A 14,012-nucleotide genomic window follows, 5' to 3' on the forward strand; every position below is an offset into this window, starting at 1 on the left:
GGGGAACACGCCGGAGCGTCGGTCAGGCCGGCGGGATCGCCTGGGTCCGCTGCGTCTCGTCGCCGTCCTCGCCCCGGCCCTGGCCCTGGCCGGGCTTGAGCACGGTCGTGGCGTCGGGGTCGGCCGGCTGCAGCACCGCGGTGCCCTCCTCGTCCGGCTGGGCCGGGTGGAGGCCGGCGGTGCCGGTCGGCTCCTCGCTGCTGGACACCGGCGAAAGCACGGCGGTGCCCTCCTCGTCCGGCTGGGCCGGGGACAGCCCGGCCGTGCCCGTGGGCTGCTCGGCCGGGGACAGCCCCGCGGTGCCGGTGGGCTGCTCGGCCGGGGACAGCCCAGCGGTGCCGGTGGGCTGCTCCGCCGGGGACAGGCCGGCGGTGCCGGTGGTCTCCGGGGACGGGTGGGTCGAGGTGCCGCCGGGCCAGCCGGCCGAGGCGAAGCCGCCCGGCGGGGTCGACGAGCTGGTCTGCGCCGGCGAGGCCGAGACGGGCTCGTCGGCGACCGGGGTCGGGGCCGGTGCCGTGTACGCCGCGAAGGGCGAGCTCAGCGGCGCCGGCGACGCGGAGACGGGCTGGGCTTCGGCGGCCGGGGTCGCCGGGGCGCCGAAGCTGGGCGCGGCGGCCGCCGGGGCCGTGTAGCCGGGCGCCGTGTAGCCGGGCTGGGCATAGCCGGGCTGGGCGTAGCCGCCGGAGGTCGGCGCGGCGGCCGGGGCCGCCGACGCGGGCGCGGCGGTCGTCGGGGCGCCGGTGGTGGGCGCGCCGGTCGGGGTCGCGTAGCCGGGGGCGGCGAACGAGCCGGTGGTGGCGGCCGACTGGGCCTGCGCGGGATAGCCCGGCGCGGCGCCGGCGACGACGCCCGGAGCGGCCGGGTTGGCCGGGGCGCCGGCCGCGGGCTGGGCCCAGCCGGTCGTGGCCTGCTGTTGCTGCTGCGCCGCGTAGGCCGCGTACGCCTGGGCCTGCTGAGCCGCCGTGGTCGACGGCTGTGCGCCGGTCACGTAGCCGGTCTGCTGGGCGTACTGCTGCTGCGGGTAGCCGTAGCCGGCCGGGTACTGGTAGCCGGGCTGGCCGTAGACGGGGGCGGCCGGCTTCGGCGCGGTGAACCCGCCGAGGTAGGCGCGGCCGCTGAGGAACAGGCCGAGGCAGATGAGGCCGAACGTGGCCAGGTGCTCCAGGAAGCGCGCGAAGCTGTAGCCCATCGGCGACACGCTCTGGATGTCGCCGATGAGCCCGGCGAGCAGCAGCACGACGCCGAAGAGGGCGGCGACCGCGTACTCCACCAGGGCGCCCATGACGATGAGCTTCGCGCGGGCGGAGACCGGCTCGATGACGGTGACCAGCAGCACGGCGATGATCGGCAGCAGGATCACCTGCCAGCCCAGGACGTTGCCGAACACGGCGCTCGAGGTCGCCATGAACTCGTTGAACACCCCGGTGAGCAGCTCGATGAACCCGCCCAGCAGGCTGAGGCCGGCCGCGCCGAGCAGGGCGAGGGCGGCCAGCTCGCGGTACGGCTCGAGCAGCCCGCGGGCCTTCTTGGCATCCAGCGGTGGCACCGCCGCGGCCTGGGCCACCGGCTGCGCCTGGGGGACGGCGGCGGGGGTGTGATACCCGGCCGGGGGCGGCGTGAATGCCCCCGTGGGGGTCGGATCGGGTGGCTGGGTGCTCACTGGCTCTCCCGAAGTGACGGTCCGAGGTGCTGTCGAGTCGAAGGTCCGTGCAAGAGGTCGCCAGCAGCCTAGCTCCCGGCGGCGAATCCCGCGTGCACAGAAGGCCCCGCACCGGGCCCCGGCGGCCGTGGGGCAGGATTGAGGGCATGCGGATCGTGGTACTGGCCGGGGGCATCGGCGGCGCTCGCTTCCTGCTCGGCGTGCGGGCACTGGCGCGGGAGCTGGGCGCGGACGTGACGGCGGTGGTCAACGTCGGCGACGACGTCACGCTGCACGGGCTGCGCATCTGCCCCGACCTGGACAGCGTGATGTACACCCTCGGCGGCGGCGCCGACCCGGAGCGCGGCTGGGGCCGCGTCGGCGAGACCTGGACGGTCAAGGAGGAGCTCGCCGCGTACGGGGCCGAGCCCACCTGGTTCGGCCTCGGCGACAAGGACATCGCCACCCACCTGGTGCGCACCCGGATGCTCGACGCCGGCTACCCGCTCTCCGCGGTCACCGAGGCGCTCTGCGACCGCTGGCGGCCCGGCATCCGCATGCTGCCGGCCAGCGACGACCGCGTGGAGACCCACGCCGTCGTGGAGGTCGACGGGTCGACCCGCGCGATCCACTTCCAGGAGTGGTGGATCCGTCACCGCGCCGACATCCCGACCCAGCGCTTCGTGTTCGTGGGCGCCGAGACGGCCAAGCCGGCCGCGGGGGTGCTGGACGCCATTTCTTCCGCGGATGTCGTACTCGTAGGGCCCTCCAACCCCGTCGTCTCCATCGCCCCGATCCTCGCCGTGCCGGCCATCCGCGACGCGGTGGCCACGGGCCCGGCGCCGGTGGTCGGCTTCTCCCCGATCATCGGCAGCGCCCCGGTGCGCGGCATGGCCGACAAGTGCCTCGCCGTCATGGGCGTCGAGTGCAGCCCGGCCGGCGTCGGCGCCCTGCTCGGCGCCCGGTCCGGCGGCGGCGTGCTCGACGCGTGGCTGGTCGACGAGGCCAACGCCGGCGTGGAGGTGCCCGGCCTGACCGTGCGGGCCGTGCCGCTGTGGATGACCGACGAGGCCGCGACCGTCGCGATGGTCCGCGCCGCCCTGTCCACGGCCGGCGTCGCATGATCCCCTCGCTGGAGATCCACCCGGTCACGGGCATCGGCGAGGTCCGCCCCGGCGACGACCTCGCCGCGCTCATCACCGCCGCCGCCCCGTGGCTCGCCGACGGCGACGTGCTCGTGGTGACCAGCAAGATCGTGAGCAAGGCCGAGGGCCGACTGGTCGAGATCCCGCTCGACGAGCCGGCCCGGGAGGCCGCCCGCGAGGCCGCGCTGCGCGCCGAGACGGCCCGCGTGGTCGCCCGCCGCGGCCCGACCCGCATCGTGCAGACCCACCACGGCTTCGTCCTCGCCGCCGCCGGCATCGACGCGTCCAACGTCGACCCGGCCCACCTCGTCCTGCTGCCGAAGGACCCGGACGCCTCGGCCCGCTGGCTGCGCGAGGAGCTGCGCGACCGGTACCAGCTCGACGTCGCCGTCGTCATCACCGACACGATGGGCCGCCCGTGGCGCCTGGGCCTCACCGACGTGGCCATCGGCGCGGCCGGCGTCGACGCCCTGGTGGACTATCGCGGCCTGCGCGACCCGTACGGCAACGAGCTCCAGCTCACGCAGATGGCCCAGATCGACCAGCTCGCCGCGGCCGCGGAGCTGGTCAAGGGCAAGACGGCCCAGGTGCCGGTGGCCGTGGTACGCGGCTTCGCGGCCGGCTTCCCACCCGCGCACGGCCGCGGCGCCGCCGAGCTCATCCGCGGCGCCGACGCCGATCTCTTCTCGCTCGGCACGGCCGAGGCGGTCGCCCGCGGCCTGCGCACCGCCGCCGCTCTCCCCGACGCGGTGGAGTTCGCCGCGCCGGACGCCCCGGTGTCGCTGCCCGCCCTCCAGTTCCCGTCGACACGCAGCGTGACGCTCCCACCCAACACCGTGGCCGCCGTCGTCGTGTGGTCCCCCGCCGGCGACCTGCTCGCCGCCGCCGAGGCGGGCCGCACCGCGGAGCGCCTGCGCGCCGTTCTCGCAGCTGACGGCCTCGCGACCGCCTGGCTCGAGATCGCCGACCCGGCCGCGCTGGCCCCGGACGTGCCCGAGGGCGGCGTGCCCCTCGGCGTGCTCGCGATCGGGCGCGGTAGCCTGCCGTCACTATGACGCTGCACGATGACGCTCTCGCCGTACTGTCGGGCTGGGCCGCTCCGAGCGCGGAGGCCGAGGCCACCCGTCAGCGCTTCCTGGACTTCGTCCGCCCCGACGCGTCCACGGTCTGGCGCGAGCACACCGGCGGCCACGTGACGGCGAGCGCCCTCGTCGTCGACGCCTCCGCCGAGCGCGTGCTGCTGTGCCTGCACGGCCGGATCAAGCGCTGGGTCCAGATGGGCGGCCACTGCGAGCCCGCGGACGCCACCGTCCAGGGCGCGGCCCTGCGCGAGGCGACGGAGGAGTCGGGCATCGTGGGCCTGCGCATCAGCGAGGCCCCGATCGGCCTCGACGTGCACCACGTGCACTGCTCGGGCGGCCCGTCGCTGCACTACGACGTGCGGTATGCGGCCATCGCCCCGCCCGGCGCCGTCGAGCTGGTCAGCGCGGAGTCGTCGGCCCTGGGCTGGTTCGCCCCGGACGCCCTGCCCGACCCCCTGGCCGACGCCACGGAGGTTCTGGTCGCCCCCGCCCTGGCCTGGGCCAAGCGCTCCTGACCGGTCGAGGACCGGCGCACATGAGGACGGGCCGGGCACGCCCGAGGCGCGGCCGGCCCGTGTGACGGACTGGGCAGGGAAACGCTAGAGCAGCTCGATCGAGCCGCGCTCCTTGAGCGAGTCGACCAGCTTCTTGACGTCCTGGGCCCGCGCGCGGGGGCAGATCAGCAGGGCGTCCGGCGTGTCGACGATGATCAGGTCGCTGACGCCGACCGCGGCGACCAGGCGGCCCGAGCGCGGCACCACGACCACGCGCTCGGCGTCCTGCATCAGGACCGCGGGCTTGGCCGGGTCGCCCGGGTCGATCACCACGTCGGGGCCGAGCTCCACCACCACGTTGCCGGCGGTGTCGGTCTCCAGCAGCTCGCCCAGCGTGTGGAAGTCGCCGACGTCGTTCCAGCCGAAGTTGCCGGGCACGGTGCCGACGAGGCCGGCGCGGCCGGCGCCCTCCATGACGCCGAAGTCCACGGAGATCTTCGTGAGGCCGGGCCACAGCTCGGCCAGGACCTCCTCGCGCGTCAGGGTGTCCCAGGAGTCGGCGATGCGGCGCAGGCCGTCGTGCAGCGTCGGCTGCTGGCGCGCGAGCTCGTCCAGGAACACGTCGACGCGCCAGACGAACATGCCGGCGTTCCAGAGGTACTCACCGGATTCGACGTAGCGCTGCGCGACGTCCAGCTTCGGCTTCTCGGCGAACTCGGCGACCTTGCACACGTCGCCCGTGCCCGTGGGCTCCCCGACGTGCAGGTAGCCGTAGCCGGTCTCGGGGTGGGTCGGCGTGATGCCGATCGTCATCAGCAGGCCGTCCTCGGCGCCCTGGATCGCCCGGTTGAGCGTGTCCTGGAAGGCGGCCACGTCACGGACGAGCTGGTCGGCGGCGAACGCGCCCATGATGGCGTGCGGGTCGCGGCGGGCGATCACCGCCGCGGCGAGGCCGATCGCGGCGCAGGAGTCGCGCGGGGTCGGCTCGACGAGGATGTTGCCCTCCGGCAGGCTCGGCAGTTGCCGAGCGACGGCGGCCGCGTGTGCCACGCCGGTGACCACGAATGTGGACTCGGGCGTCGCCAGGCCTTCCAGCCGCCCGTACGTCGCCTGGAGCAGCGACAACGGGGTGCCGGTGAGGGCATGGAGAAACTTCGGATGGCCGGCTCGCGACAGCGGCCAGAGCCGCGTGCCGCTGCCACCTGCAGGAATCACCGCGTAGAACACGGGCACATCATGCCCAGTCGAGGGCGCCCTTCCACAACTCGGGGGTGTTGCCTTCACAACCAGTTTCGCCTATTCCACTTGCGGAGGGTGACGTTTGCCGTCACCCGGGGCTAATACCCCCGCGGGCCGGCGGCCCTGGCCCAGGCGGCGAGGTGGACCTCGGCGCTGGACTCCCAGGTGAACTCCTTGGCGCGCGCGGCGCCGGCCTTTGCCAAAGCGTTACGTCGCTCCGTGTCGTCGAGCAGTGCCGCCAGGTCACGGGCGATCTCGTCGGGGCTGGGGCCGGTGTAGGCGACGGCGTCGCCGCCGACCTCGGGCAGGGACAGCCGAGGCGTGGTGAGCACCGGCGCGCCGCAGGCCATGGCCTCCAGGATCGGCAGGCCGAAGCCCTCGCCGAAGGACGGGTAGGCCGCCACGACCGCGCCGCCGAGGAAGCCGGGCAGGTCGGCATAGCGCAGATACCCGGGGCGCAGCAGGCGCAGGTGGCTCGGGACCTCGGCGATGGCGCCGTCGATCTCGTCGTCGTGGCCCTGGCCGCCGGCCACGACCAGCGCGGGCGGGTCCTGGCGGTCGCGCACGGCGGCGGTCCAGCCGCGGATCAGGCTCGGAACGTTCTTGCGGGGCTCCTTGGCGCCCAGGAAGGCCACATATTCCGTGGAGCCGAGCCCCAGCCGGGCCCGCACGCGCGCCTTCTCGTCCTCGCTGGGCGCGTGGAAGGCCTGGGGGTCGACGCCGTGGTACGCCACGTCGATCCGCGTCGGATCGGCGTCGAGCAGCCGGATCAGCTCGTCGCGGGTCGCCTTGCTGGGCACGATGACCCGGCTGGCGCGGCGCAGCGACGTCTTGATCGCCGAGCGGAAGAAGGTGCGGCGGGACTTGTCGTAGTGCTCCGGCTCAGTGAAGAACGTGGCGTCGTGAACGGTCACGGTCACCGGGCAGCCGGCCCGCAGCGGGCACGTGTAGAAGGGCGAGTGCAGCACCTGCGCGCCGACCTGCTGGGCGAGCATCGGCAGGCCGGTCTGCTCCCAGGCGAGGCGGGCCGGGCGGTGGGCCGCCGCGGCCGGGGCGGACATGATCCGCGCATTCGGCAGGAGCCGGCCGTAGCGCTCGGCGTCGGTGCGCTGGCAGACGACGGCCAGGTCGGCCTCCAAGGCGCCGAGCGCACCTAACAGGCCGTCGACGTAGCGTCCTACGCCGCCTCGGTCGGCTGGGACACTCGTGGCGTCAACAAGCACGCGTGGCGGACGGCCGGGGGTCACTTGGCGACTCCTTCTGGGCTCGATGCGACGTCTTGCGCCAAAGCCTACGCCCGATCCACCGATGATCGATGTCCACGACGCGACTGGGGACGTGAGTTCCACCCAGGATTCAGCCTGAATCAACTCATGTGTTCAGTTCATCGCCGCGTGTGATCAAGCATGCCCGGCGGGCAATGGCCGCAATCGTACGGGTCAGAACAACGGCATCGGCACGTCGCCCGGCGCACCCACTTCGTACCTGCCCACGCCGCGCACGTCGAACCGTCCGTCGTGGTAAACCGCCAGATCGGCGCGGCCGTCGCCGTCGTACTGGCCGGGCACGGGCAGGTCGCCGGGGTCGCCGAGGCGCACCGGGGCCTGGCCCTCGACCGTGAACTGCTGCGTCGACGGGGACCAGATCGCGGGCTCGACGGTGCCGTCGCCGTTGTAGTCGGCCGGCACGGCGATGGCGCCGGGCTCGCCGAACTGCCACTCGCGGATGGCCCGGATGGCCCACAGTCCCGTCGACGGGCGCCAGATCGCCGGCTCGGCCCGCCCGTCGCCGGTGTAGTCGCCGGGCACCGGCTGGTCGCCGGGCTGGCCGAGCTGCAGCTCACCGACGCCCTTGATGTACCAGACCCCGTTGGCCGGCCGGAACACCGCGAGGTCGGCCTTGCCGTCGCCGTCGTAGTCGGCCGGCGCGGGCACGTCGCCGGGCAGGCCCCACTGGGCCGTCGTGCGCCCTTCGCCGCTGAGCAGGATCGTCCAGTTTCCGGTGGTCGGCGACCAGGTGGCGATGTCGGTCTTGCCGTCGCCGTCGTAGTCGGCCGGCGCCGCGATCTCGTTCGGGCCCGAAGTAAAAATGGGCTCGGGCGCGCCCGCCAGCCGCACGGTGCCGTCGACCGGCCGGTACGCGGCCAGCACCGCCCGCACCGTCCCCGGCTTCACCAGGTCGCCGAGCAGTTCGGCGGCGCGGGAGCGGATCGCCGGCAGGGCGTCCATACCCTTCGCGCCCGGGCACTCGGTCGGGTTGGTCTGGCGGTGCGGGAAGATCCGCGGCACGGTGACGGCGGTCCCGGCCGGGTACTTCGACGTCGACCCGCCCCCGGTGAGCGTCACGCTGCCGCGCGGGTCGATGGCCTGGCTGAGCGAAAGTTTCCAGGCGGCGTAGTGCGCGGCCGACTCGACGACGGCGGGCGGCACGGCGGTGGTGCGGTAGTCGCCGATCATCGCGATGCCCGCCGTGCCGGTGTTGAAGCCGCCCGCCTGCGCGCCGACGACGGGCCGGGACAGCCCGCCGGAGCGGCCCTCCCAGAGCCGGCCGAAGCGGTCGACCAGCACGTTGTACCCGATGTCGCCCCAGCCCCGGCTGACCGTCTGGTACTGGTAGATCGAGCGGAGGATCTTGGGCACGTCGGACTCTGTGTAGTCGTTGCCGGTCGCGGTGTGGTGCACGGCCACGGCCTTGACGTACGTGGCGTACTGCGGCCGCCAGTCCATGACCTGCTCGTCGGCGCCCCAGGCCGCGCGCCGGTTGATCTGCGGCATGAGCGGCCGCAGGGCGGCGGGCGCGTCCTCGGCCGCCGGCGGGGGCGGCGGCGTGGCGTCGGCGGGCGAGTCGGAGGGGTCGATGAGGTCGGCGGTGACGTCGTGCGGCAGCGGGCCGCTCGCCGCGCTCACCGCGATCTGCACGCCGTCGCTCGGGCCGACCCAGACGAGGTCCGCGCCGCCGCGCTCGACGCGGCCGGAGGCGGGCGCGACCGGCGCGGTGCTGGGCCGGCCGTGCGGGCCCTGGACGGTGACGGTGACCGGGTCGCGGTCGGCCTCGCCGGCGCCGACGGCCCGCCAGGCGCTCCAGGCGCCGCCGGGGACGTGATGGCGTACCGCAACGGAGATCGCCCCCACCCGCGCGCTCTCGCGCCAGGTGACGCCGACCGCGCTGAACGGCGCCGTGGACGCGCGGGTGACCGTGAGGGTGCGGCTGCGCGTACCGCGGTGATAGTCCTCGGCCAGCGGCACGCCGGCGAGCGTCCCGGCCTGCGCGACCGCGCCCGCGGCGGGCCGGTCGAAGTCGCCGAGGTCGACGCGGGCGACCCGGGTCGGCACGCCCTCGCCGCCGGGCGCGCGGCCGGCCGGGTTGACCCACTCGACGGGCGCGGCGAGGCTCTGCGGCGCGACCGGCGGCTCGGTCGGGCGGGCCGAGGCGCTACCGGCGGTGATACCGGCCGCCAGGAGGGCGAGCGAGCAGCCGGCGACGGCGAGCAGCTTCCCGCGCCGGTATCGTCGCGTTGCCCAGACACCCATCTCGCCCGCCCCATTTCCCTAGAACTCGGGTGCGATGCTATGGAAGGGATTTTTTGGACATATGGGGAATACAATTCCTTCACTCTTCGCGGCAATTGTCGGTAAAGACCCGTCACTTCCGTTCCTGACGTTCTACGACGACGCGACCGGCGAGCGGACCGAGCTTTCCGGCGCGACGCTGGCCAACTGGGTGTCGAAGACGGCGAACCTGCTCGTCGACGGGTGCGGCCTCGGGCCGGGCGACGTCGCCGCGGTACGCCTGCCGCCCCACTGGCAGACCGCGGCGATCCTGCTGGGAGCGTGGACGGCCGGGCTGAGCGTGGCGTACGGCGAGCCGACCGGAGCCGGGGCCGACGTCGAGTTCGCGTCGCTGGCCGCCGCCGAGACCGGCGCGCCCGGGCCGGCCGACCGCTACGTGCTCGGCCTCGCCCCGATGGGCCTGCCCATGCGCGGCGGGGTGCCGGCCGGCTGGGCCGACTACGTCGCCGAGGTACGCCAGCACGGCGACCACTACCCCGGCCCGGTCGGCGGCGCGGGCACCGAGGACCTCGTCGCGCGCGCCCGCGCGCTCGGCCTGCCCGGCGGCCGCCTGCTCGTCGACGCGGTCGCCCACCCCGACCCGGTGGAGTGGCTCGTGGGCCCGCTCGCGGCCGGCGCGAGCATCGTGCTGAGCGTCAACAGCGACCCGGCCAAGCTGCCCGGACGCGCCGCCGCCGAGCAGGCGACAGAAATCTAGAAATCGCTCGCAACCTTCCGCGCCGGCCGGCGTGTCGATGGGTGACGGCCGCGGACCGGCGGCCGCCACCACCCTCTTGGACAGGGGACGGCTTCGATGGTCGCGGCGGCACGGGGCTCCGCGGCCAACGAGGTCGATCTAGGCTGCATGGGTCTCGTTCCCGACCGGAGTACCGCATCGTTGGTCGTCGCCCCCGAATTCGCCGACTTCTACGCGGCGACGTTCCCGCAACTCCTCACGCAGCTCCACGCGTTCGTCGGCGACCGGGCCGAGGCGCAGGACCTCGTCCAGGAGGCATACACGCGCGCCTTCGCGCGGTGGGCGGCGATCTCGAAGTTCGAGGACCCCGTCGGCTGGGTCCGGCGCGTCGCCTGGAACCTCGCGATCAGCCGCTGGCGGCGCGCCCGGCGGCTGCTGCATTTCCGGCGCGACCTCGTGCCGGCCGACGTCGAGGGCCCGGACGGGCTCTCGCTGGACCTCACCCGCGCGCTCGGGAAGCTGCCGCCGATCTACCGGCAGGCCGTCATCCTGCACTATGTTGCGGACCTGCCGGTGCGCGACATCGCGGCCTTCACCGGCGCCGCGGAGGGCACCGTGAAGGCCCGCCTGCACCGCGCGCGAACGATGCTGAACGAGCTGCTCAGCCTGGACGACGGGCGGTCGGCCAATGGCTGAGCGGGATCCGCTGCGGGAGCGCTTCGACGCGTTCCGGGACGAGTCGGTGCGCACGGCGCGCCCGCCCGGCCCGGAGTCGATCCCGGGCGTCCTGCGCCGTCGCAAGCGCCGGAAGGTGGCGGTCGCCGCGGTCGCCGCGGCCGTCGCCGTGCTCGCGGTGGCCCTGCTGCCCACGCTCGACCGCGGGGCGCCGCCGCGACCGCCCGAGCCGGCCATCTCCGACTCCGCCTCGCCGAGCGCATCCGCCGCGGCGGTCCCGAGCTCGGCGCCGGCCGCCGCCGGCTCGCCGGGCGCGGCCGTCGGCGGACCCGCCGGCAGCGCCACCGCGAAGCCGTCCACCTGCGCGACGCCCCCGGACGGCGCCGCCTATGGCGACCCCTATGTGCTCGGCTCCGGGGTGCTCAACGGCGACCCGTACTCGATCCAGCCGCCCACCTGGTTCGACAAGTGCCCGGCCTACCGGCTGCGCTTCATCGAGGCGCGCTACTCGTGGGACCGAAACCGCCAGCTGATCGTGCTCGCCTCCACCACGGAGCATTTCCTGACGAAGGACTCGCCGACCGTCAAGGCGCCCGTCATCAGCTACCCGGGCAACCCGTGCGGGGAGGGCCTGGTGGCGTTGCAGACCACCCGGGCGGCCCCGGCCAGCGTCTCCAACTCGATCCAGGACCAGGGGAGGTACCTCAACTACCTGCAGCAGCACGCCACAGCCGCGTTCAGCCACTGGACCTTCCCGACCACCGCCCAGGAGCGCGGCATCAGCGGCTGCGGGCCGCCCGGGGCCACGCCGTCGGCGTCCGCGACACCCTGACTCAGTCGCGGGCGGCGCGGATGTCGGCGAAGTAGCGCAGGGACTCGGGGTTGGCCAGGGCGCCCTTGGCGGCCGCGCGGTCGATCGGCGTGCCCGTCAGGATCCGCTTCACCGGTACCTCGAGCTTCTTGCCCGACAGCGTCCGCGGCACCGCGTCGACCTGGAACACCTGGTCGGGCACGTGGCGCGGGGAGAGCGCGGTGCGCAGCTCCCGGGCGATGCGGGCGCGCAGGGCGTCGTCGAGGGCCACGCCGTCGCGCAGGACCACGAACAGCAGCAGCTCTCCGGCGCCGCCTTCGGGGTCTTCCAGGTGTACCACCACGGAATCCACGACCTCGTCCAGCCCCTCGACCACGGAGTAGAACTCGCTCGTGCCCAGGCGGACGCCGCCCCGGTTCAGCGTGGCGTCGGATCGGCCGGTGATGACGCAGGCGCCGGACTCGTCGATGGTGATCCAGTCGCCGTGCCGCCAGACGCCGGGGTACGTGCCGAAGTACGCGTCGGCGTAGCGGGAGCCGTCCGCGTCGCCCCAGAAGCCGACCGGCATGCTCGGCATCGGCGCGGTGATCACCAGCTCGCCGAGCTCGCCGATGACCGGGGTGCCGTCGGCCGCGAACGCCTCGATGCGCGCGCCGAGGGCCCGGCACGCGATCACGCCGGCCCGGACCGGCAGCAACGGCACGCCGCCGACGAAGGCGGTGCAGACGTCGGTACCCCCGGACGCCGAGGCCAGCAGCACGTTCTCGGACACGGCCTCGTACACCCACTCGAAGCCCTCCGGCGGCAGCGGCGCGCCGGTCGAGCCGACCCCGCGCAGGCGGCTGAGATCGGCGAAGTCCCGCGGCACCAGGCCGTCCTTGCGGCAGGAGAGCAGGAACGGGGCCGAGGTGCCGAAGTACGTCATGCCCGACTCTTGCGCCACCCGCCACAGCCAGCCCAGGTCCGGGTGGGCCGGGTTGCCGTCGACGAGCACGATCGCCGCGCCGACGGCCGGGCCGGAGACGAGGTAGTTCCACATCATCCAGCCGGTCGTGGTGTACCAGAAGAACCGGTCGCCGGGGCCGAGGTCGTGGTGCAGGGCGAGCATCTTGAGGTGCTCGAGCAGGATGCCGCCGTGGCCGTGCACGATGGGCTTGGGCAGGCCGGTGGTGCCGGAGGAGTACAGCACGTACAGCGGGTGCTCGAAGGGCACCGCCTCGAACTCGAGCGGCTCGTCGGTCTCCGCGGTGAGGTCGGCCCAGTCCTGGTTGGCCGCGGGATCGAGGTACCCGATGCGCACCACGTGCTCGAGGGACGGCAGCGCGGCCCGGATCGCCTCGACCTCGCCCGCGCGGTCGATGGCCTTGTCGCCGTAGCGGTACCCGTCGACGGCGACCAGCACCTTGGGCTCGATCTGCAGCCAGCGGTCGACCACCGAGCGGGTGCCGAACTCGGGCGCACAGCTGGAGAAGATGGCCCCGAGGCTCGCCGTCGCGAGCAGCAGCACGAACGTCTCCGGGATGTTCGGCGCGTAGGCGGCGACCCGGTCGCCGGGCCCCACGCCCAGCCGGCGCAGCCCCGCCCGCGCGCGGCGGACCTGCTCGCGCAGCTCGGCCGCGGTCAGGTCGACCGGCCCGCGGGTCTGCGACCGGGCGAGCACGATCGGCTCGTCGTCGCCGACCCCGGGCATGCGCAGCACGTGCTCGGCGTAGTTGATCCGCGCGCCCGGGAACCACTTCGCGCCGGGCATCCGCGCGTCGGCGAGGGTGGCGGTCGGCGCCACATGCGAGATGACCTCGAAGTAGTCCCAGATCGCGCGCCAGAACTCGGCCGGGTGGTCGACGGACCACTGCCACAGCGCCTGGTAGTCCTCGAACGCCTCGCCCCGCTCGGCCGCCAGCCAGCGCACGAACGCCCCGATCCGGGTGCGGTCGAGCACGTCCGCCGGGGGTTGCCAGAGCAGTTTCGCCATCAGACCATCTTGCGGCACGCCCGAACGATCGCTCAGTGTGGCTCGCCCCTATGCGACTTCCTGTACTCGTGTGTCCTGGCCACGCTGCCGACCCGGATACGTCATGACGGCTGCGCGGTCACGACTTATTCGGATTTATTGGCATTACTTCTTGGCCTCGGCGTTCCCGCCCCCGGCTCTCCGCTTCGATGGCGCTGAATAGCCTCGCGGCGGGCGAGACGGTGCTCGCGTCGGATTTCTGCCTCTCGCCACCGGCCCTCGTTCTCCGGCGAGTCGGGCACGACCGCCGGCACGGGCCGGGGCTTGCCGTCCGCGTCGACCGCCACGAACACGAGGTAGGCGGTGGCGACCACGAGCGGCTCGGACTCGCTCACCTCGTCCCACCGCTCGGCGTCGAGGCGCACGCCAACCTCCATCGATGTCGTCCCGGTCCAGTTGACCTGCGCATACGCGTGCACGAGATCGCCGACTCGCAACGCCTCGAGGAACGCGATCTCGTCGATCGAGGCGGTCACCGCGGTCCCGCCGCTGTGCCGCGCCGCCGCCGCACCGGCCACGTCGTCGATGAACTTCATGATCACGCCGCCGTGCACGGTGCCGTACAGGTTCACGTCCACGGCGGTCATGATCCGGCTCAGCGTGACCCGTGAGTAACCGGACGGACGGCTGGGCGGTCGGACGGTGTGCTCGGTCATGGCAAAGACGGTACG

12 protein-coding genes are annotated in these 14,012 nt (G+C 74.1%); 6 read left to right on the forward strand and 6 right to left on the reverse strand.

Annotated elements, in window-relative coordinates; genetic code table 11:
• Nucleotides 1–22 precede the first annotated feature (22 nt).
• The gene (locus tag ACQEVU_RS45795; RefSeq protein WP_433335884.1) at nt 23–1,660 is read right to left on the reverse strand and encodes a hypothetical protein; all 1,638 of its coding nucleotides are present in this window, start codon (nt 1,658–1,660) and stop codon (nt 23–25) included.
• A gap of 146 nt (nt 1,661–1,806) precedes the next feature.
• Between ACQEVU_RS45795 and cofD the strand changes: the two genes are divergently transcribed.
• The 3 genes from cofD to ACQEVU_RS45810 are packed head-to-tail and all read left to right on the forward strand — an operon-like array spanning nt 1,807 to nt 4,381.
• Nucleotides 1,807–2,763: a 2-phospho-L-lactate transferase gene (gene cofD, locus ACQEVU_RS45800; protein WP_433335886.1), complete on the forward strand. Its 957-nt coding sequence runs from the start codon at nt 1,807–1,809 to the stop codon at nt 2,761–2,763.
• Nucleotides 2,760–3,839 (forward strand): coenzyme F420-0:L-glutamate ligase, encoded by a 1,080-nt coding sequence (locus ACQEVU_RS45805; RefSeq protein ID WP_433335888.1) that lies wholly within the window; start codon nt 2,760–2,762, stop codon nt 3,837–3,839. Before cofD ends, ACQEVU_RS45805 begins: the two co-directional genes overlap by 4 nt.
• A complete protein-coding gene (locus ACQEVU_RS45810) occupies nt 3,836–4,381 on the forward strand; it encodes an NUDIX hydrolase (protein ID WP_433335890.1) in 546 nt (181 codons plus the stop codon). Before ACQEVU_RS45805 ends, ACQEVU_RS45810 begins: the two co-directional genes overlap by 4 nt.
• An 84-nt stretch (nt 4,382–4,465) precedes the next feature.
• Here ACQEVU_RS45810 and ACQEVU_RS45815 read toward each other — a convergent pair whose 3' ends face one another.
• From ACQEVU_RS45815 to ACQEVU_RS45825, 3 genes are all read right to left on the reverse strand, one after another.
• On the reverse strand, nt 4,466–5,593 hold the full coding sequence (locus ACQEVU_RS45815) for a mannose-1-phosphate guanylyltransferase (RefSeq protein ID WP_433335892.1): 1,128 nt from the start codon (nt 5,591–5,593) through the stop codon (nt 4,466–4,468).
• A gap of 104 nt (nt 5,594–5,697) precedes the next feature.
• Nucleotides 5,698–6,846: a glycosyltransferase family 4 protein gene (locus ACQEVU_RS45820; RefSeq protein WP_433335894.1), complete on the reverse strand. Its 1,149-nt coding sequence runs from the start codon at nt 6,844–6,846 to the stop codon at nt 5,698–5,700.
• A 192-nt stretch (nt 6,847–7,038) separates the two neighbouring features.
• A complete protein-coding gene (locus tag ACQEVU_RS45825) occupies nt 7,039–9,129 on the reverse strand; it encodes an FG-GAP-like repeat-containing protein (RefSeq protein WP_433335896.1) in 2,091 nt (696 codons plus the stop codon).
• 61 nt (nt 9,130–9,190) lie between these two features.
• Here ACQEVU_RS45825 and ACQEVU_RS45830 point away from each other — a divergent pair, with 61 nt between their 5' ends.
• The 3 genes from ACQEVU_RS45830 to ACQEVU_RS45840 all read left to right on the forward strand — a co-directional run bounded on the left by ACQEVU_RS45830 (nt 9,191) and on the right by ACQEVU_RS45840 (nt 11,351).
• Nucleotides 9,191–9,865, forward strand: a complete 675-nt coding sequence (locus tag ACQEVU_RS45830; RefSeq protein WP_433335898.1) for a TIGR03089 family protein — start codon at nt 9,191–9,193, stop codon at nt 9,863–9,865.
• Between the two features lie 147 nt (nt 9,866–10,012).
• Nucleotides 10,013–10,540, forward strand: coding sequence for a SigE family RNA polymerase sigma factor (locus ACQEVU_RS45835; protein ID WP_433335900.1), 528 nt, complete (start codon nt 10,013–10,015; stop codon nt 10,538–10,540).
• Entirely contained in the window at nt 10,533–11,351 is an 819-nt protein-coding gene (locus ACQEVU_RS45840; RefSeq protein WP_433335902.1) for a hypothetical protein, read from the forward strand. The genes ACQEVU_RS45835 and ACQEVU_RS45840 overlap by 8 nt, the downstream gene beginning before the upstream one ends.
• 1 nt (nt 11,352) lies before the next feature.
• Here ACQEVU_RS45840 and ACQEVU_RS45845 read toward each other — a convergent pair whose 3' ends face one another.
• Nucleotides 11,353–13,302, reverse strand: a complete 1,950-nt coding sequence (locus ACQEVU_RS45845; protein WP_433335904.1) for an acetoacetate--CoA ligase — start codon at nt 13,300–13,302, stop codon at nt 11,353–11,355.
• Between the two features lie 125 nt (nt 13,303–13,427).
• Entirely contained in the window at nt 13,428–13,997 is a 570-nt protein-coding gene (locus ACQEVU_RS45850) for an acyl-CoA thioesterase (RefSeq protein ID WP_433335906.1), read from the reverse strand.
• Nucleotides 13,998–14,012 lie beyond the last annotated feature (15 nt).

It is taken from the genome of Dactylosporangium sp. CA-139066 (assembly GCF_050936175.1).
Classification (GTDB): domain Bacteria; phylum Actinomycetota; class Actinomycetes; order Mycobacteriales; family Micromonosporaceae; genus Dactylosporangium.

What these genes read in the sequence shown, in the direction of transcription:
- cofD (WP_433335886.1), top strand. Translation starts at nt 1,807, where the DNA reads ATGCGGATCGTGGTACTGGCCGGGGGCATCGGCGGCGCTCGCTTCCTG.
- ACQEVU_RS45805 (WP_433335888.1), top strand. Translation starts at nt 2,760, where the DNA reads ATGATCCCCTCGCTGGAGATCCACCCGGTCACGGGCATCGGCGAGGTC.
- ACQEVU_RS45810 (WP_433335890.1), top strand. Translation starts at nt 3,836, where the DNA reads ATGACGCTGCACGATGACGCTCTCGCCGTACTGTCGGGCTGGGCCGCT.
- ACQEVU_RS45825 (WP_433335896.1), bottom strand. Translation starts at nt 9,129, where the DNA reads ATGGGTGTCTGGGCAACGCGACGATACCGGCGCGGGAAGCTGCTCGCC.
- ACQEVU_RS45830 (WP_433335898.1), top strand. Translation starts at nt 9,191, where the DNA reads ATGGGGAATACAATTCCTTCACTCTTCGCGGCAATTGTCGGTAAAGAC.
- ACQEVU_RS45835 (WP_433335900.1), top strand. Translation starts at nt 10,013, where the DNA reads ATGGGTCTCGTTCCCGACCGGAGTACCGCATCGTTGGTCGTCGCCCCC.
- ACQEVU_RS45840 (WP_433335902.1), top strand. Translation starts at nt 10,533, where the DNA reads ATGGCTGAGCGGGATCCGCTGCGGGAGCGCTTCGACGCGTTCCGGGAC.
- ACQEVU_RS45845 (WP_433335904.1), bottom strand. Translation starts at nt 13,302, where the DNA reads ATGGCGAAACTGCTCTGGCAACCCCCGGCGGACGTGCTCGACCGCACC.
- ACQEVU_RS45850 (WP_433335906.1), bottom strand. Translation starts at nt 13,997, where the DNA reads ATGACCGAGCACACCGTCCGACCGCCCAGCCGTCCGTCCGGTTACTCA.